This is a genomic window from Halobacillus halophilus DSM 2266 (genome assembly GCF_000284515.1).
GTDB classification, from domain to species: domain Bacteria; phylum Bacillota; class Bacilli; order Bacillales; family Halobacillaceae; genus Halobacillus; species Halobacillus halophilus.
In genome coordinates this window covers 2,542,170-2,559,471 of the sequence record NC_017668.1, presented here as the reverse complement: position 1 = coordinate 2,559,471, position 17,302 = coordinate 2,542,170, and the positions used below count along the sequence as shown (strand labels likewise).

Below are 17,302 nucleotides of genomic sequence, written 5' to 3'. Positions count from 1 at the left end.
TTATTCCTCCTCCTCTTCCTTACCTCTTAAACGAACCAGACCGTAAATCGCCATAGCAGCAATTCCAAGAACGACGATTTCAAACAATGTATCTAATCCACGAAAGTCTACAAGGATTACGTTTACTACATTATCGCCCCCGCCCAGGGTATGGGACTTTTCAAGGAAATAACTTGCGATTGATTCAAAGTATTTAGAACTATGGGCCGAAATAGCGACCATGGTCATTAACGCTCCAAAGCCAATAGAAATGATCAGATTCAACGTTCGTGTACTTGCTGATTCCTTTTTCTTCCTCATTTTTGGAAGGTGGTAGAAAGCAAGTAAGAACAAGGCTACCGTAACAGTTTCTATAATTAATTGAGTTAAGGCTAAATCAGGAGCTCTGTATAATACAAATAACATAGATAGACCGTAACCTACCACTCCTAATATGAGAATCGCAGCTATGCGGTTATTTGTAATAATCGTCCCTACGGCTGCACATATCATAAGTACAGCCACAAATATTTCAGGCAAAGTAATCTCTGCTAAATTGCTTGTATCAACCGTAAATCCACCAGTAATCGCCATAAAAGCAAAAGTTACGACAAGAATGGCGGCAAGTACCAGACGTACATAACGACTTAGAGAGCCATTCATATACCCTTTAGTAACTATGGATGAATACGACTCAAGGCGGTCGACCATTCCATCGTAAGCCTTATTGAAACTCATGCGGCCGGGCAAGAAGTTATAAACAGGCTGCCAGACTTTACGCGAAAGTACCAATGCGGTACCTAGAAAAACAACAGCTAGTGACATAATAAGTGGAGCTTTAATGCCATGCCAGAACTTAATAGGATGTTCATGAATTTCCATCCCTCTTACAGAGCTTGCCGCATGTTCAATAAAAGATTGGTTGAACAGGTTAGGAAACAGTCCAATGACGATCACCGCAGCGACTAAGATAAAAGGTGAAACCAGCATACCCCAGGGAGCTTCGTGAGGTTTCTTAGGCAATTGATCCAAATTGGATTTTCCCCTGAACGTGCTGAAAAAGAAATACATGGAATATACAAATGTGAAAATACTTCCAAAGACGGCTAAGTACGGAAGAGCTGCTTGCAGAACACCAGTGATACCTGCAGATGAAGCTTCCAGATGCAGGGAAGCATCAAAGAAGAGTTCCTTACTGTAAAAGCCGTTCAGGAACGGTAAAGGTACGCCAGCCATAGAAAACGAAGCTAGCAAAGCAAGTGTGGCCGTAATAGGTAGAAACGTCATTAAACCGCCTAATTTTCGAATGTCACGGGTACCAGCCTCATGATCGACTATTCCAGCTACCATGAACAAGCTTCCTTTAAAGGTAGCATGGTTTAAGATATGGAAGACGGCTGCAAATACGGCTATTTCCGTACCAAAACCAAGCATCGCCATGATCATACCCAGCTGACTAATGGTAGAAAATGCAAGAATAGCTTTCAAATCAGTTTGTCTGACGGCCATATAAGAGCCCCAGCAAAGGGTTACAATTCCTACCGTTGAGACAATAATGAAAAACCATTCACTCGCAGACAGCAGAGGCGAGTAACGTGCAACTAAATAGATACCTGCTTTGACCATAGTTGCAGAGTGTAGATAAGCACTTACTGGAGTTGGTGCTTCCATTGCATCTGGTAACCAGATGTGAAATGGAAACTGAGCTGATTTTGTAAATGCTCCTAGCAGAATAAGTCCCAAAATTAACGGGAAGAATTCACTATTCAAGATAAGCTCTTGCTGGTCAATCATCCCTTGAATACTTGTGGTTTTAGTCAGTACACTCATAAAAATAAGCCCGCCAAGCAAACTTAGCCCGCCAAATACAGTAATGAGCATCGACTTTAAAGCACCGTACCGGGATTCTTGCTTAAAGTTCCAGAATCCAATCAGTAAAAAGGACGACAATGAAGTAAACTCCCAAAAACTGTATAGAACGAACACATTATCGGAAAGGACTACTCCAAGCATAGAACCCATAAATATTAAAAAGTACACATAAAAATGTCCCAGTTGCTCTGATTTATGTAGATAGTAAATCGAGTAAAAGGCAACTAGGGCACCAATCCCGCTTATTAACAACACAAACAATAAACTAAGACCATCTAGATAAAATACTACATTTATATCTAATGAAGGTATCCAAGAGTACTCTCTTGTTAATGGTTCAAACCCCGTCCCAATAAAACGTACAAAATAAATGAAAATGATTGCGGGAATGACGGTGACGAAAATCCCCGGATGAAATTTATCTTTCCATTTACTTAAAAATGGAATAGCAATCGCAAAGATAAAAGGCAATAATACTACCAGCAACATCTGGCTGTTCCTCCCTCAACAAAATTTCTTTAGTAACAAAAATCTTTCTTAATGGTACTGTTGATTTCAATTGTAATCAAAAGCAGGGGCATTATTCAACTGTAGCATCCTAACGAGCGCGTATTTGATGCACCTTTTAGTATTCCCTATTAAATAAGAAGAGACACTTCAAATTGAAGAGATAATTTTTTTATAAAAAAACTCGCTGATTTATGGTCAGCGAGTTTTTCAGGGGAAGAAAAATTCTATAGAATGGAAATTGTGAAATATTAACCGACCTGGATAGCTAAATTATCCATATTGATCGATCTGGCTATGAGTTCTTCTCTCATTTGAAGAATGAAGTCTTCCGAGAGATTCAGTTCAATTGCTTTGTGGTAAGATTGTATTAACAGGGAATCAGATAATTGTTTTATACCTCTGTCACTCATGTGACAGCCACCTCCTGATTGTTCAAAATGAACGTTTCGAGTAATGTATTCTAACCTTACCATGAGCTTAAATTCCCTACAATATGGCAGTTATCTACAAGTAAATGTAGATAACTTTCTCATTTTTAATGAACGAATTAGAGATGCCATAGGAAGTCGAGTGTGGAAAATGTGTATAAACTTATCCACAGGGCAGAACTGTCGGGAATTGTCGAACGATTTACGTTCTAGTACAAGCATTTAAATTCGTTTTTGAAACATGAAGCATTTTTGTATATGATGTATAAGGAGATTTTGCCTGTGTTTATGAGATGGAGTGAAAGAAATGTTAAATAAGTTTTTACCAAACGAGCACGTACCTAGCATATTTGATGTAGACCCTAGTGAACTGAAAAATAAAGGAATCAAAGGGGTTATTACTGACCTTGATAATACCCTGGTTGCTTGGAATGTGGAAGATGCAACAGAAGACATCAAGGACTGGTTTCAAAAAATGAATGATCATGGGATCCAGGTTACGATTGTCTCTAATAATAAAGAAGCACGAGTTAAGTTATTCTCTCAGCCGTTAGATGCAACATTTATTTACAGTGCCAGAAAACCTTTAGCTAAGGCATTTAAAAAAGCAAGGAAGCAAATGAAGCTTAGAAAAGGTGAAGTTGTAGTAGTCGGAGATCAACTGCTTACGGACGTACTGGGCGGGAATATGGCTGGTTACCATACTATCCTCGTTGTTCCGATCGTAGAAACAGATGGCCTGCTGACGAAATTTAATCGACAAATCGAGCGGCGAATACTAAATTGGATGAGAAGAAAAGGGAAAATTACTTGGGACAGGAGTGATCGTTAATGAGCGAAATATTTTGTCAGGGATGCGGAGCGGAGATTCAGACAACGCATCCAGAGCAGCCTGGGTACGCCCCGCCTTCAGCTTTAGAACGGGAAGATGTAATTTGTAAACGCTGCTTTCGATTGAAGCATTATAATGAGGTGCAGGATGTTCCTTATAATGCTGATGATTTTTTAGAGATGCTTCATCAGATTAGTGATACTAAAGGGTTAATTATCCAACTGGTAGATATTTTTGATTTCAATGGAAGTTTTATTTCAGGCTTAAAACGTTTGACAGGTAATAATCCTGTCATCCTTGTAGGAAATAAAATGGATGTCCTTCCTAAGTCTGTAAACCATGAAAAGGTTAAGCACTGGCTGAAACGCTCAGCAAAGGAGCAAGGGCTGATTGTGGAAGATGTATTTCTCATCTCCGCTGAAAAAAATCAAGGAATCACAGAACTTTCAAAGGCTATGGATCACTACCGAAAAGGTGGAGACGTTTACGTAGTAGGAACAACAAACGTTGGGAAATCCACTTTTATTAATACGTTAATTTCAAATACTTCGGGAGAGAAGGATGCGATTACTACATCTTACTTCCCGGGTACCACTCTTGGTTTTATAGATATTCCATTAGATGAAAATAGTTCTCTATTTGATACTCCAGGAGTTATTCAGCGCCATCAAATGGCTCATTATGTATCAGAACAAGATTTAAAAGTTATTACTCCCAGAAGAGAAGTAAAGCCGAAAATTTATCAGCTGAATGAAGCTCAAACGTTATATTTTGGTGGACTTGCCAGGCTGGATTTTGAAAGTGGCTCTCGTACCTCGTTTGTATGTTATTTTTCAAATGAGATCAACATTCACCGAACGAAATTAGAGAAAGCTGATGATCTATATCAGAATCATCTAGGAGAACTACTAGTTCCCCCAGACAGCCGTACGATGGAAAAACTACCGCCGCTTAAAAAACAAACGTTCAGAATTAAAGAAGATAAAACAGACATTGTGTTTTCCGGTCTGGGCTGGATTACAGTTCCGGAAGGACATATAAATGTAACCGTCCACGTCCCTGAAGGCGTTAAAGTGTCTTTACGTGAATCGTTAATATAGGAGGGGAACTATTGCTTAGACTTGGTTTAATTGGTCATCCAGTTGGTCATTCATTATCTCCGTGGATCCACGAACGGCTTATGGAGCATGAAGGATTGGAAGGTACCTATGAGTTATTTGATATTGATCCGGATACATTCGATCATCAAATCCATGAACTAAAAGATAAAGGCTTAGATGGTTTTAATATCACCGTTCCTTATAAAGAAAAGATTATTCCTTACCTTGATGAAGTCGATAGCAGTGCTCGTGAACTAGGGGCTGTGAACACAGTTAAAAACACGGCGCGCGGATGGGTAGGCTACAATACAGACGGCATAGGATTCGCTGTTTCTGTCAGGAATAGGTATCCAGAGTTATTTTATAATGAACAGCGTGTTCTTATTATTGGAAGCGGGGGAGCTTCTAGGGGCATTTATCACGCCCTTTTAGAAGCAGGACTGTCTAAAATTGATATTGCGAATCGCACAATTGAGAAGGCGGAAGAGGTTATAAAAAGTGCTTCCACAAACAGTGAATCAAAAGCATTGTCTTTAGATAAGGCAGTGGAACAATTAAACGACTATGGTTTGATTGTACAAACAACCGTGGTCGGTATGAGTCCAAATGATCATACCGCCATCATTCCTCTTTATAATTTGAAAGAGGGGACAGTAGTCAGTGATATTGTATATCGCCCGCTTGAAACCCGTTTTCTGCAAGAGGCTAAAAATAGGGGAGCTAAGCTGCATTTTGGACATGAAATGCTTCTGCAGCAAGCGGTATATGCTTTTCATATATGGACGGACACCAACCCGGACGCTTCCTTATTATTGGAAGGTTTCGAAAAAAAACTGAAAGGGGTATAGAATGTTAACAAGTAAACAAAAAAAGCATTTGCGTGCTGAATCACACCATGTACAACCCATTTTTCAAGTAGGAAAAGCAGGGGTAAATGAAAATATGACTACTCAAATGGAAGAAGCCCTTGAAAAAAGAGAGCTGATTAAGGTGAGTATCCTGCAAAATTGTTTTGAAGATAACAAAGAGGTGGCTGATCAAATAGCCAAGTCTACAGGGGCGCAAATTGTTCAGGTTATCGGTAACACCATTATTCTTTATAAAGAATCGAAAGAAAACAAACAAATTGAGCTGCCGTAAAGGAGTTCTAATATGAAACGAATCGGTATTTTAGGAGGAACCTTTGATCCTCCTCATCAAGGACACTTGATTATGGCAGAATTTACACGGAGCGAAATGGAACTGGATGAGGTATGGTTTTTGCCTTCCCATATTCCACCGCATAAACAAAAAGCTGCTGTTTCAGCTGAAGACCGGCTGGCTATGGTGGAAAAGGCTGTTGAAGATAATCCACATTTCAAAATATGTAATGCAGAGTTGACTAGAAAAGGGACGTCTTATACGGTAGATACGATGAAGTATTTAATGGGACAATTCAAAGAGCATACTTTTTTCTTTATTATCGGAGGAGATATGGTAGAGCATCTGCCTAAATGGGACAGGATCGATGAATTAAACGCTATGGTTGAATTTGTAGGAATAAAGCGACCTGGTTACGACTGGCATCCTCCACTACCTGTTCACCAGGTGGAAATTCCATTAATTGATATTTCTTCTTCTCGTATTAGAAACAGGCTAAGCTCTTCAAAAAGTGTAAGATATCTCGTTCCTGAATCTGTAAACCTTTATATAAAGGAGCATCAATTATATGCAGCTGACTCGAAATGAAGCATTAGATTATGTAAGACCTGCTTTAAAGAAATCCAGATATGAACATACTATACGTGTAACGGATGAAGCCGTTACACTGGCTGAACGTTTTGGAGCAGATGTGAAGAAAGCTGAATTGGCTGCAGCGTTGCATGATTATGCGAAGTATAAACCTTTGGATGAGATGAAGCGATGGATTGAGCAAGAGCGCAGACTTCCTAAAGATTTACTTGACTACCATCACGAATTATGGCATGGCCCTGTAGGAGCCTACATGCTTGAAAAGGAAATAGGGCTTGAAGATCCAGAAGTTATTTCAGCTATTGCTTGCCACACCACTGGTAAAAAGCACATGAGTGTGTTAGATAAAGTGGTATTTTTAGCGGATTATATTGAACCTGGAAGAGATTTTCCCGGCGTGGAAGAAGTAAGGGATAAATCCCTTACAAGCTTAGATCAGGCTTGTCTGCTTGCATTAAAAAATACAGCAGTTTTTTTAATAAATAAGGAAAGAACCGTTTATCCGGACACGTTTCATGCATATAATGATTTAATATAGAGTTTTGTAAAAGAGACAAAGATGAACTAGGGAGGAACAGAATGGAAAGTAAAGAATTAGTAACTATAGCCGCACAGGCATGCGATGAGAAAAGAGCCACAGATATTGTGGTGTTAGATATGTCGGATGTATCCTTAATTGCCGACTATTTCCTGATATGTGAAGGCTCTAACGAGCGTCAGGTGCAGGCGATAGCTAGAGAATTAAAGAACCAAGCCGAAGAAAATGGCATTGATGTAAAAAGGATGGAAGGATTTGAACAGGCTCGATGGATTCTTGTAGATCTAAACGACGTGATCTGTCATATCTTCCATAAAGATGAACGTCACTATTATAATCTCGAACGACTTTGGGGAGATGCTTCTACAGTAGCTCTTGAGGGGCTAGAAGGCTGAAGGCATGAGCTATCAACAAATGGCTCAAGTATATGATCGGCTGATGAAGGATGCACCTTACGATCATTGGGTTGACTTTACGAACAAAATGATTGAGCGTTTTCTTCCGAATGCTCAGTCTATAGTAGATGCTGGCTGTGGCACTGGGGAAGTAACACATCGGCTAAATGAAGAAGGTTATCTCCTTACAGGTGTTGATTTGTCTGAGGATATGCTGGCAGTCGCTCATCAGAAGAATTCATCCGCTAAAATTCAATGGCTTCAACAGGACATAACTGATTTAGCCGGTCTAAAAGATGTGGAATGTATCATTAGCTACTGTGATGTTATGAATTATTTATCAGATCAGCAAGATGTAATTCGAGCTTTTCGCAGTATATATGAAGCACTTTCTCCTTCAGGTTTATTTATTTTCGATGTGCATTCTATTGATCATATTCAAAATAATATGATTGGTGCAACCTTTGCTGAGGTTTATGATGATTTATCTTATATTTGGTTTTGTGACCCGGATGAAATTGAAAATCGAATGGTACATGACCTAACATTTTTCGTGCAAAATGGTCCTAATTACGAAAGATTTGACGAACAGCATGTTCAGCAAGGTTACTCACCTGAACAATTAAGTGAATGGCTGGTGCAGACGGGCTTCAAAATCCAGTTAATCAGCTCAGATTTTCAATTGGAAATCATGGACAGCGGAGAACGGATATTTTTTGTCTGTCAAAAAACTAATGTATGAAAAGGAGTGCGTAAAATACGTACTCCTTTTTTGTTTTTTTTAGAGGATTTACGATTTTTATGTCGTATTATACTATTTAGGTTATGATTAAAGATCAATCCCAATCTTATCTTCCTTGTGCTTGTTTTGTGTTGCCTTAAACATCTCTTGAAAAAGAGAGCCAATGTGTGCTTCAAGTGCTTTCAAACCTTCCCCCGTCACTCCGCCTTTAACGGTTACTTTCTCCATTAACTCATCGAGAGTGAAGATCTCCTTTGATAATAAACTTCCCAATCCAATCATCATATTTTCCGTAAGTTCTGTAGCTTTCTTCTCAGAGATCCCCGTTACCTCACCGGCAGCCTCAATCCATTCTTTTAATAAGAAACTGATGAAAGCTGGTCCACAGGAGACCATATCCGAAGCTGCCCGTATGTGGTCTTCTTCAATGGTTGACGGCTTTGAAATATACTCGAATGTGTTCCACAAATTTTGTTTTACAGAGCCTGTAACTCTTGATCCGAATGTAAATAAACTTACGCCAGCGTGAGCATGGTTCGTAATAGAAGGGACAATTCTTGCTACCTGACAAGAAACTTTGTTTTCCAGATCTTCTACAGAAACCGGACTTGTAATGGACACAAGACATTGATTCAGAGTTAGTTCATTTTTTATCTCATTCAAGACTTGGCTGTAGTGATGCGGCTTAACACATAAGAATAGAATATCACTTTTTTTCGCAACTTCCTTTAAATTCTCAGCAACGGTAAGTTCAGCTTCGTCCTTTTGTAAATCTAAAGCTTTCTGTGCTGTGCGGTTGTATATAATAAGATCACTTGCGCTTACTGCTCCGCTCTTCACCAAGGAAGTTGTGAGCATACTCCCCATATTACCAGTACCGATGATTCCCCATTTCACTGGAATCCCCTCCTTAGGTAGTTACCTAATTATTTTTATTCTAATGAATTCTAATTATGAAAGGACGGTTTGATTACATGAGGTTTTTGCGGCGTTATATCTGGATAATAATGGTGGTGGTAGCGGCCACACTATTGATGTTATTTAATAACCCTGCTAAAGAAAAGAATTCAGTGACAGTAGAAAAGTCCGATCACGTAGTGGAGGAGGAGTTGGAGAGTACTTCTTCAGAAGTTGTAGTCGATGTAAAAGGAGAAGTCGTCAACCCGGGGGTTTATTCGGTAGAAGCAGGACTAAGAGTAGATGGTGTGATTAAAATGGCCGGGGGTTTAACTGCTGACGCCGATCCTTCCAGTGTTAACCTCGCTCAAAAATTACAGGATGAGATGGTTATTTCTGTGCTGGCTTTACCTTCTGTCTCAAATGAAGAAGCCGGAGAACATAATGAATTACTTGCAATCAATCAGGCTACTCTGGAAGAAATTGAAAGCCTTAATGGAATTGGACCCTCTAAAGCAGCAGCTATCCTTCAATATCGAGAGGAAAATGGTCCATTTAAAACCTCTAAAGATTTATTAAATGTATCTGGTATTGGTGAGAAAACCCTTGAAAGCCTGGAGGAATTTATTCGAATACCGTAAAGGAGTGGCTCTGTTTGACGAAAAAAAAAGTGGAGGGTACACTGATAAAAAATCTACAGGGGGCTACATAGTGGAAAGAATTTCGTGGAATCAGTATTTTATGGCTCAAAGCCATCTTTTGAAATCAAGAAGTACGTGTGAGCGGCTAGCCGTTGGAGCTATCATTGTAAGAGATAAACGGATGATTGCCGGCGGATATAATGGAAGCGTCTCTGGAGGTGTTCATTGCATAGATGAAGGATGTTATGTGATTGATGGACATTGTGTGCGTACGATTCATGCAGAAATGAATGCACTGCTTCAGTGTGCGAAATTCGGTGTAGCAGCTGAAGGATCAGAAATTTATGTTACTCACTTTCCCTGTCTGCATTGTACAAAAGCTATTATCCAGGCTGGGATACAAGCCGTATATTACAGTGAAGATTACAAAAATCACCCATATGCGATTGAATTATTAGAGCAGGCAGGTGTCACAGCCGAGAAAGTCCCTCTTGAGACGGATCCTGTGCATTACGAACAACAAAAGCTTGTGGAGGAATTGATTGATAAACTTGAAGATCATAATGATCCTGATGTGGAGAGCGTCAAAAAGAAAGCTGGGAATTTATTTCAGCTGATGGAAAAAAAATGATCGGAAAAGGAAGTTGGCATATCCCCGTCACTGCTTTTGTTTTGGGCGGGGTACTTGTCCGTTTATCAGGAACGCCGTTCTGGTTACTGCTCAGTATAGTGATCGGCTGGATTTTCTTCATAAGGCAATCCTGGCCGTATGTTGCTGTCCTTCTATGTTTTTGTCTGTTTGGCTACTATTATTTGTCCCCTTTGACACCTACCTCCATTAAACCAGGTCCAACAGGACTGCTATCAGCAACGATCTCCTCAGATGTGAAAGAGACCCCTCAAACGATTCAAATGGAAGTTACACTGCAGGATTCAAAAGAGAAAGCAATGGTGATTCTTTTCAATAATCAAATGGAACCAGAGGATCGTCCGCAAACCTGGCACCATGGAGCGGTCTGCAGTCTGGAAGGCAATAGAGAAGAGATAGACAAGGCAACGAACCCGGGGCAGTTTAATTACCAGGCGTTTTTAGCTAATCAAGAAATATACTCTCAAATCGAAATCGAAGGTACTGATGGATTATCATGCAAGGATCGATCTCTCCTTAGTTATCTCTATGAATGGCGCAATAACCTCATGGTGCACGTGGAAAACGTAGTGGATGCTCAGGCTTACCCCTGGATGGCGGCACTGATTTTTGGAGAGTCTAAGCACCTTAAGGAATCGACCATAGAATGGTTTAGAGCTTTTAATCTGTCCCATATCCTCGCCATATCAGGTCTTCATGTTGGATTAACTATTGGAGGCTTATACATTCTTATATATCGTACGGGTCTTGGAACTATTGAGCAGGCCAGATTACTTGTAATTCTCATGCTTCCGGGCTATTGTTTTTTAGCTGGAGCAGCTCCTTCTGTGGTGCGGGCTTCACTAATGGCTTTCCTTATCCTGATTTTCAGGAAGATAAAAATAAAAATTCCAATAACAGATCTTTTATCCCTGGTAGCTATAAGCTTATTGTTATTGTCACCGGGTTACTTCACAAATGTTGGATTTCAGTTTTCTTTTTTAGTTACCATGAGTTTAATTTATTCTCTCCCCATTATTGAAAGGTCTCCATTTGTATTTGTACAGTCAGCTTACATTAGCTTAATTAGTCAATTGTCTATACTTCCTATTCAACTTTCCTATTTCTACGAATTTAATCCCCTTTCACTATTTGCCAATCTGTTTATAGTTCCTTACTTCTCATTTATTGTCATCCCACTGCTCTTAATTTTATTCTGCGTTTGTCTGACCACTCCCGAACTTGCATATTGGTTCTCTAAATTAATTATTTACCCCCACGAAAAAATTCTTCACACTCTTCAGACTATAAGTACTCCCTTTAATATTCAATGGATTGTAGGAGAGCTGGAACCCTTGTATATCGTTATGTATCTATTCTGCTTCGGATTCATGATGAAGGAGTGGGTAAGGGAACGTTTGTTCAGAGGTTTTACAGCCGGGATAATTGCTGTATGCGTACTTCTATTCTTTAGTGTACTACCTTATATTTCGCCCGGTGGCAAAGTGACAATGCTGGACATTGGACAGGGAGATTGCTTTGTAGTGGAACTTCCTTATCGGAGAGGGATAATCATAGTGGATGCGGGTGGGCCGCCTGTTTTTAGTAAGGATAAAAATAAAACAGTTGAACAGATTATTACCCCTTACTTAAAATCACGTGGGATACGATCCATTGATGGTATATTTGTTTCACATAAGGATATAGATCACAGCGGAAGTGTCCAGGCAATGGTTGAAACATTTCGTGTGAGTGAATTATTTGTCAGTGATTATTATGAAGCAGATGAAGAGGGGGTAGAAATTGTCCGTGTAAGACCTGAAGATCGAATTATTATTGCGGACCATTCTTTTCGGGTGCTTTACCCCAAAGATGATTCCGGTAACCCTAATGATAACTCTCTGGTTTTATGGAGTGAAATCGGAGGGTTAACCTGGTTATTTACTGGTGATATATCAACTGAGAACGAAGAGGAGCTAATGGAGTCTTATCCAGGCATCCAGGCTGATGTATTAAAAGTGGCCCACCATGGAAGCGATACTTCAAGTTCTGAAGAGTGGGTGGAATGGCTTAAGCCGCGGATTAATCTCATATCAGCTGGTAGAGATAATCGTTATGGACATCCTCATGGAGAAGTAACTCAAAGACTTGAAAAATATGGAAGTTTGTATGTGACTAAAGATCATGGAGCTGTGCAGTACACTTTCTCTGGTTCATCAGGAACGTTTTCCACCTATCTGCCGTATAATGCGAGCAGAGAATAAAAAAAGACTGCAAATGCAGCCTTTTTGAATTTTGTATTCATTATTGTCCTATAACAGAGAATACAATGCCGATTGCGAAAATAACAAAGAAGAAAACAAATGAGAATACAAACCCTAATCCAGAGTCGATAACGTCATTAGTTTTGGACTGAATATCCTTCTTGAATTCGTTCATTGTGACCCCTCCTATTTCAATTATTAAGTATAAGTCATTATTAAGCAAAAATCTACATTCAACTTTGAGTGATTATAAAAAATTCCCTTTTAGCTTCATTCATTGCCTCAGCTAGCAAGACTTGTCACAGATAATTCTCGATTAGAGGGTCAAACTATATTCAAGAGAGGAACAGCATCGTCCTCTTCAAAAGCTTCCGGGGTTTTTGAAATGACGTTTATATAGATGATTCATACGGCGGCCCTGTGTCTCTATTTTGACAGATATGTAAAACAACCATAAAATAGTGACACTGACCCTCCATTAAGAAGGGGGGGCCGCCGTATTTTTTTAAAAGGAAGGACCTAACTAATGGGGAAAATTAAGCAGTCACAGGTATATTTATTGTATGGAGAAGAATCCTATTTAATTCAAGAGAATAAGAATAAAATCATTCAGCAGACATTAAAAAAAGAAGATCAGGAATTTAATATCTCCCAATTTGATTTGGAGGAAACGCCAATTGAAGAATTGGTAACGGATGCGGAAACTTTTCCTTTTTTAGGTGAAAGAAAAATCGTGATTGGAGAACAGCCTGTATTTTTAAAAGCAAAGCCGGACAAGTTGTCATTTGAGCATGATGTTGATGCGCTTCTACATTATCTCCAGTCTCCCGCTGAATACACCACTTTAATTCTTGTGGCACCTTATGAAAAAGTAGATGAAAGAAAAAAAATATTTAAAGCTCTAAAGAAGCACGGAGAAATCATTTCATGTCAGCCTGTAAAAGAATGGGATGTTTCTAAGTGGGTGGATACAATTGCTAATGATTTACATATTTCAGTGCCGGAAAATTTACACGAACTATTTGCTCAGGAAGTGGGAACCAACTTGTTAGCGCTGAGGTCTGAAATGGAAAAGCTTGCATTAAATGTAGGTGAAGGCGGTGTGGTAACAAGAGAACTTGCGGAGCAACTGCTTTCTCACAGTGCGGAAGCTTCTGGATTAAAATTAGTGGACGCTGTCATGGAAAGAGATTTAGGAAGGGCCATTCGTTTATTTAAGGATTTAGAAAAACTGAACGAGGAACCTATTGCTCTTACAGCCCTTCTGGCTTCTCAATTCCGCATTATTAGCCAGGCTAAGGTCTTAAAACAAAAAGGCTATGCGCAAAATCAAATGAGAAATTATATAAAAGCCCATCCATTTGTTATAAAAATGGCACTCAAAAGAGAGAGATACTTTACTCTAGAAGAGCTGAACGATATTATGACGGAACTTGCTCAGACAGATCACGCCTTAAAACAAGGGAAGATGGAAAAATCTCTGGCATTTGAAATGATGCTTTATAAGCTGATCCATATCAAACAAAATCAGATGCAATCCCTATCTTAAAAAGAGCCTTCCGAAAAACGGAAGGCTCTTTTTCATGAAAAAACGACCCATACACTGGAAGGATCGTTTGTTGGTCATAATTAACGAAAAAAGTATTATAATGCGTTTACTTTTTTAGATAGGCGAGATTTTGTACGGTTCCCGTTATTTTTATGAAGGGCACCTCGTTGAACAGCTTTGTCAATTTTCTTAACAGCTGTACTAAGAGCATCTTTCGCACTATCTTTTTCATTACTAGAGACAAGTTTCTCTACACGTTTAACAGCTGTACGCATATCTGATTTAAAAGCTGCATTTAGGTAACGGGCTTCATCGTTTATGCGTACGCGTTTTTTCGCTGATTTAATATTAGGCATGGTTTCACCTCCTAGGTAAAAACAAAAGACTCATTCATATCGAACAAGAGACATTTTACCAAAGCGGAGGCTTGTTTTCAATAGATTTATCCATCTCCATGAAGATTTGCATAGTTTTTATGAGTATGGGAGAAGATGGGCATAAGGAGGCGGGTGTTTCATGGAAAATGAAAAAGAATACGTCATACGCACAGATTTGGCTCTTGAAGCTCAGGAAATGAATGTAAAGGATGACCCTGATTCGTCTGATCATGACGGGGTTAAGGTAGAAGAAAATGAAAAAGATGACATAAAAATTACGTACGTTACTGTAGATGATGAAGGAGCAGCCCGTATTGGAAAAAAAGCAGGTCACTACATTACGCTCGAATCACAAGCTATTAGAAAACAAGATACAGACCTTCAAGTGAATTTAGCCAAAACACTCTCAGGACAGCTTCGCAAATTGCTACAGGACAGTGGTGTACAGGAAATGGATCGCTGCTTACTTGTAGGGCTGGGGAATCACCAGGTAACACCGGATGCTCTAGGACCGCTGGTTACAGAAAAAGTATTGGTGACCAGTCATTTATTTGAACTTCACCCTGAGACTGTAGCAGAAGGATACCGCCCAGTTTCGGCTGTGACGCCTGGCGTTATGGGAGTCACAGGAATTGAAACAAGTGATATGGTGAATGGGATAATTGAAGAGACGAAACCTGATTTTGTCATCGTCATCGATGCTCTAGCTTCTCGCTCTATAAGCCGCATTAATTCTACCATCCAGTTGTCAGACACAGGTATTCATCCTGGGTCTGGAGTAGGAAATAAACGGAAGGAAATCAGCAGAGAAACTTACGGAATTCCTGTTATTTCAATCGGTGTTCCAACCGTTGTAGATGCGGTAACGATAACAAGTGATACGATTGATTTTTTACTAAAACATTTTGGTAGAGAATGGAACGAAAAGGATCGTCCATCTAATGCATTATCTCCAGCTCTAAATCCTTTTGAAAGAAAAACATTAACGGAAGAAGACTACCCAAACGAAGAGCAGAGTAAAGCTGTACTTGGAATGTTTGGTCAGCTTGGAGAAGCAGAAAAAAAACAGCTGATCAAAGAAGTGCTTACTCCCCTTGGACATAATTTAATGGTAACCCCAAAGGAAGTAGACGGTTTTATCAAGGACATGGCCCATGTGATCGCTTCAGGTATAAACGGTGCTCTTCATCCAGGTGTAGAGGATGGGGAAGCTCAGTCTTATTCCCGTTAATAAGGGTTTAAATTAAATATAGAAGAGGGTTCTATTAAAATCCTCTCTCTCATACCATTTACTAGATAGAGTTTGGATGAGGAGAGGATTTTTCTTATGCCTAAGTACAAAAAATGGAAAAGGAAACGTCCCCATATCATAAGGTTATGGTCCAAATGGCTGGTCGCAGGGACGGCTGTATTGATTTTGTTGTTTATAGGCATAGGTTTGTTAACGGGTGCTAAAACAACTTACCGTCTGTATTCGGATACAATACAAGAATGGACAACACAACTAAAAGGGAGTTCGTTTATTTACTTGTTTGAAATGGAAAATCGAACATTTTCAGGAGCTCATCCTGATGAAAACCGTATTCCGGGCTTATCAACTTTAGCATTCAAACTTTTGACAAGCTTAACGCCTAATGACCCAAGGAGTCTGCTTGGGCGCGAAATTCCTGGTCTATCATTTTATAACAGTCAGATCATTATAGCTGGGGAAGGTACAAACTTTGCAACCCTTCCTATAGAGTCAGAACCCCCGCTGGACGTAGATCATAAGGGGGAGGAAGGAGATGTGGAGGAGAAGCAGCAGGATTCACCTGAAGGTAATCAAACGATTAAAGAAGATCGTGTATTCATTTCCCATACTCATAACACGGAATCCTTTTACCCTCATTTGCCTGATCGTTCAACTGCTTATGATGGGAAAGTAAACATTACGCTTGTAGGTAAGCGGCTGGCAGAGAGCTTAGAAAACGAGGGGATAGGTGCAATGGTCGATCTTACTGATGTGGCTTCTATCTTAAAACAAAAAGGAATGAAGCACTATCAGTCCTATGATGCGATGAGACCTGTAATCAAGGAAGCTATGAGCCAGAATGAGTCGCTTCAATATTACTTTGATCTTCATCGGGACAGCCTTCCTAGAGAGAATACTACCGTCAACATCGATGGAAAAGAATATGCGCGCTTTATCTTTGTTATTGGAGCTGAACATAGTCAGTATGAACAAAATTTAAAATTCGCGTCTGATATGCATAAGCTTTTGGAAAGTAAATATCCAGGAATTAGCCGTGGAGTTATTACGAAGAAAGGTTCTGGAGTGGATGGAGTATATAATCAGGATCTCGATCCTAATCTAATCGTGGTAGAGTTCGGAGGAGTAGAAAATAACCTGGATGAATTGTATCGATCTGCAGATGTAATGGCAGAGGTGTTCAGTGAATATTATTTTAACGCCGAGAAAGTATCGAACGATTCTTAAGAATAGTTATGGGGGGGAGATGGATGATGAAGTGGCTGTTAGCTATTCTGTTAAGCGGAACGTTGTTTGTGGCAGGGTCTTTATATGGAATAGACAAGAGTCAGGAAAAAGAGATAGAACCGGCCTCAATTGTTCAAGAAAAAGTACCGGAGAAATCGTCCGCCGTCCATCCATGCTCTCCCCCTGAAACTATAGAGGATATTCCGTTTATTGTGAAAGTTGCTGCAGGGATAGGGGAAGGAGTGGCCGCAAGCTTCAATGGAATTATTCTGGTACTGGCTGAGTTTATACACTCCAATCCGGGTTCACCATAGAATCGATTCAGCTTAGACATTGAATAATC

At 39.7% G+C, this 17,302-nt stretch carries 20 protein-coding genes; 15 read left to right on the top strand and 5 right to left on the bottom strand.

Going from position 1 to position 17,302, the window contains the following annotated elements; genetic code table 11:
- Both HBHAL_RS12680 and sda read right to left on the bottom strand, forming a co-directional pair.
- Complete coding sequence (locus HBHAL_RS12680) at positions 1 to 2,340, bottom strand: Na+/H+ antiporter subunit A (RefSeq protein WP_014643832.1); 2,340 nt, start codon at positions 2,338 to 2,340, stop codon at positions 1 to 3.
- A gap of 269 nt (positions 2,341 to 2,609) precedes the next feature.
- On the bottom strand, positions 2,610 to 2,771 hold the full coding sequence (gene sda, locus HBHAL_RS20915; protein WP_014643831.1) for a sporulation histidine kinase inhibitor Sda: 162 nt from the start codon (positions 2,769 to 2,771) through the stop codon (positions 2,610 to 2,612).
- 325 nt (positions 2,772 to 3,096) lie between these two features.
- Between sda and HBHAL_RS12675 the strand changes: the two genes are divergently transcribed.
- Genes HBHAL_RS12675 through HBHAL_RS12640 form a run of 8 tightly spaced genes read left to right on the top strand, consistent with a single transcriptional unit; the run spans position 3,097 to position 8,127 of the window.
- The gene (locus HBHAL_RS12675) at positions 3,097 to 3,621 is read left to right on the top strand and encodes a YqeG family HAD IIIA-type phosphatase (RefSeq protein WP_014643830.1); all 525 of its coding nucleotides are present in this window, start codon (positions 3,097 to 3,099) and stop codon (positions 3,619 to 3,621) included.
- The gene (gene yqeH, locus HBHAL_RS12670; RefSeq protein ID WP_014643829.1) at positions 3,621 to 4,721 is read left to right on the top strand and encodes a ribosome biogenesis GTPase YqeH; all 1,101 of its coding nucleotides are present in this window, start codon (positions 3,621 to 3,623) and stop codon (positions 4,719 to 4,721) included. The genes HBHAL_RS12675 and yqeH overlap by 1 nt, the downstream gene beginning before the upstream one ends.
- 11 nt (positions 4,722 to 4,732) lie before the next feature.
- Entirely contained in the window at positions 4,733 to 5,569 is an 837-nt protein-coding gene (gene aroE, locus HBHAL_RS12665; protein WP_014643828.1) for a shikimate dehydrogenase, read from the top strand.
- Between the two features lies 1 nt (position 5,570).
- A complete protein-coding gene (gene yhbY, locus HBHAL_RS12660; RefSeq protein ID WP_014643827.1) occupies positions 5,571 to 5,861 on the top strand; it encodes a ribosome assembly RNA-binding protein YhbY in 291 nt (96 codons plus the stop codon).
- Positions 5,862 to 5,873: 12 nt separating this feature from the next.
- Positions 5,874 to 6,449 (top strand): nicotinate-nucleotide adenylyltransferase, encoded by a 576-nt coding sequence (locus HBHAL_RS12655; protein ID WP_014643826.1) that lies wholly within the window; start codon positions 5,874 to 5,876, stop codon positions 6,447 to 6,449.
- Positions 6,430 to 6,990, top strand: coding sequence for a bis(5'-nucleosyl)-tetraphosphatase (symmetrical) YqeK (yqeK, locus tag HBHAL_RS12650; protein ID WP_014643825.1), 561 nt, complete (start codon positions 6,430 to 6,432; stop codon positions 6,988 to 6,990). The genes HBHAL_RS12655 and yqeK overlap by 20 nt, the downstream gene beginning before the upstream one ends.
- Positions 6,991 to 7,031: 41 nt before the next feature.
- On the top strand, positions 7,032 to 7,385 hold the full coding sequence (gene rsfS / locus HBHAL_RS12645) for a ribosome silencing factor (RefSeq protein WP_014643824.1): 354 nt from the start codon (positions 7,032 to 7,034) through the stop codon (positions 7,383 to 7,385).
- 4 nt (positions 7,386 to 7,389) lie between these two features.
- On the top strand, positions 7,390 to 8,127 hold the full coding sequence (locus HBHAL_RS12640; protein WP_014643823.1) for a class I SAM-dependent DNA methyltransferase: 738 nt from the start codon (positions 7,390 to 7,392) through the stop codon (positions 8,125 to 8,127).
- Positions 8,128 to 8,214: 87 nt separating this feature from the next.
- Here HBHAL_RS12640 and comER read toward each other — a convergent pair whose 3' ends face one another.
- The gene (gene comER, locus HBHAL_RS12635; RefSeq protein WP_014643822.1) at positions 8,215 to 9,024 is read right to left on the bottom strand and encodes a late competence protein ComER; all 810 of its coding nucleotides are present in this window, start codon (positions 9,022 to 9,024) and stop codon (positions 8,215 to 8,217) included.
- Between the two features lie 77 nt (positions 9,025 to 9,101).
- Here comER and HBHAL_RS12630 point away from each other — a divergent pair, with 77 nt between their 5' ends.
- The 3 genes from HBHAL_RS12630 to HBHAL_RS12620 all read left to right on the top strand — a co-directional run bounded on the left by HBHAL_RS12630 (position 9,102) and on the right by HBHAL_RS12620 (position 12,557).
- Complete coding sequence (locus tag HBHAL_RS12630; protein WP_014643821.1) at positions 9,102 to 9,665, top strand: helix-hairpin-helix domain-containing protein; 564 nt, start codon at positions 9,102 to 9,104, stop codon at positions 9,663 to 9,665.
- Between the two features lie 70 nt (positions 9,666 to 9,735).
- The gene (locus tag HBHAL_RS12625) at positions 9,736 to 10,296 is read left to right on the top strand and encodes a ComE operon protein 2 (protein WP_014643820.1); all 561 of its coding nucleotides are present in this window, start codon (positions 9,736 to 9,738) and stop codon (positions 10,294 to 10,296) included.
- Complete coding sequence (locus HBHAL_RS12620) at positions 10,293 to 12,557, top strand: DNA internalization-related competence protein ComEC/Rec2 (RefSeq protein ID WP_014643819.1); 2,265 nt, start codon at positions 10,293 to 10,295, stop codon at positions 12,555 to 12,557. The genes HBHAL_RS12625 and HBHAL_RS12620 overlap by 4 nt, the downstream gene beginning before the upstream one ends.
- A 40-nt stretch (positions 12,558 to 12,597) precedes the next feature.
- Here HBHAL_RS12620 and HBHAL_RS20910 read toward each other — a convergent pair whose 3' ends face one another.
- The gene (locus HBHAL_RS20910) at positions 12,598 to 12,732 is read right to left on the bottom strand and encodes a YqzM family protein (RefSeq protein WP_014643818.1); all 135 of its coding nucleotides are present in this window, start codon (positions 12,730 to 12,732) and stop codon (positions 12,598 to 12,600) included.
- Between the two features lie 351 nt (positions 12,733 to 13,083).
- On the opposite strand from HBHAL_RS20910, the gene holA reads away from it, so the two are divergent.
- Positions 13,084 to 14,106, top strand: a complete 1,023-nt coding sequence (gene holA / locus HBHAL_RS12610; RefSeq protein ID WP_014643817.1) for a DNA polymerase III subunit delta — start codon at positions 13,084 to 13,086, stop codon at positions 14,104 to 14,106.
- 95 nt (positions 14,107 to 14,201) lie between these two features.
- Here the strand turns inward: holA and rpsT are convergent, their stop codons facing one another.
- Positions 14,202 to 14,462, bottom strand: coding sequence for a 30S ribosomal protein S20 (gene rpsT / locus HBHAL_RS12605; RefSeq protein ID WP_014643816.1), 261 nt, complete (start codon positions 14,460 to 14,462; stop codon positions 14,202 to 14,204).
- Positions 14,463 to 14,622: 160 nt separating this feature from the next.
- On the opposite strand from rpsT, the gene gpr reads away from it, so the two are divergent.
- The 3 genes from gpr to HBHAL_RS12590 all read left to right on the top strand — a co-directional run bounded on the left by gpr (position 14,623) and on the right by HBHAL_RS12590 (position 17,273).
- Entirely contained in the window at positions 14,623 to 15,714 is a 1,092-nt protein-coding gene (gpr, locus tag HBHAL_RS12600; protein ID WP_014643815.1) for a GPR endopeptidase, read from the top strand.
- Between the two features lie 96 nt (positions 15,715 to 15,810).
- Positions 15,811 to 16,959: a stage II sporulation protein P gene (spoIIP, locus tag HBHAL_RS12595; RefSeq protein WP_014643814.1), complete on the top strand. Its 1,149-nt coding sequence runs from the start codon at positions 15,811 to 15,813 to the stop codon at positions 16,957 to 16,959.
- A gap of 23 nt (positions 16,960 to 16,982) precedes the next feature.
- A complete protein-coding gene (locus HBHAL_RS12590) occupies positions 16,983 to 17,273 on the top strand; it encodes a hypothetical protein (protein WP_051005601.1) in 291 nt (96 codons plus the stop codon).
- Positions 17,274 to 17,302 lie beyond the last annotated feature (29 nt).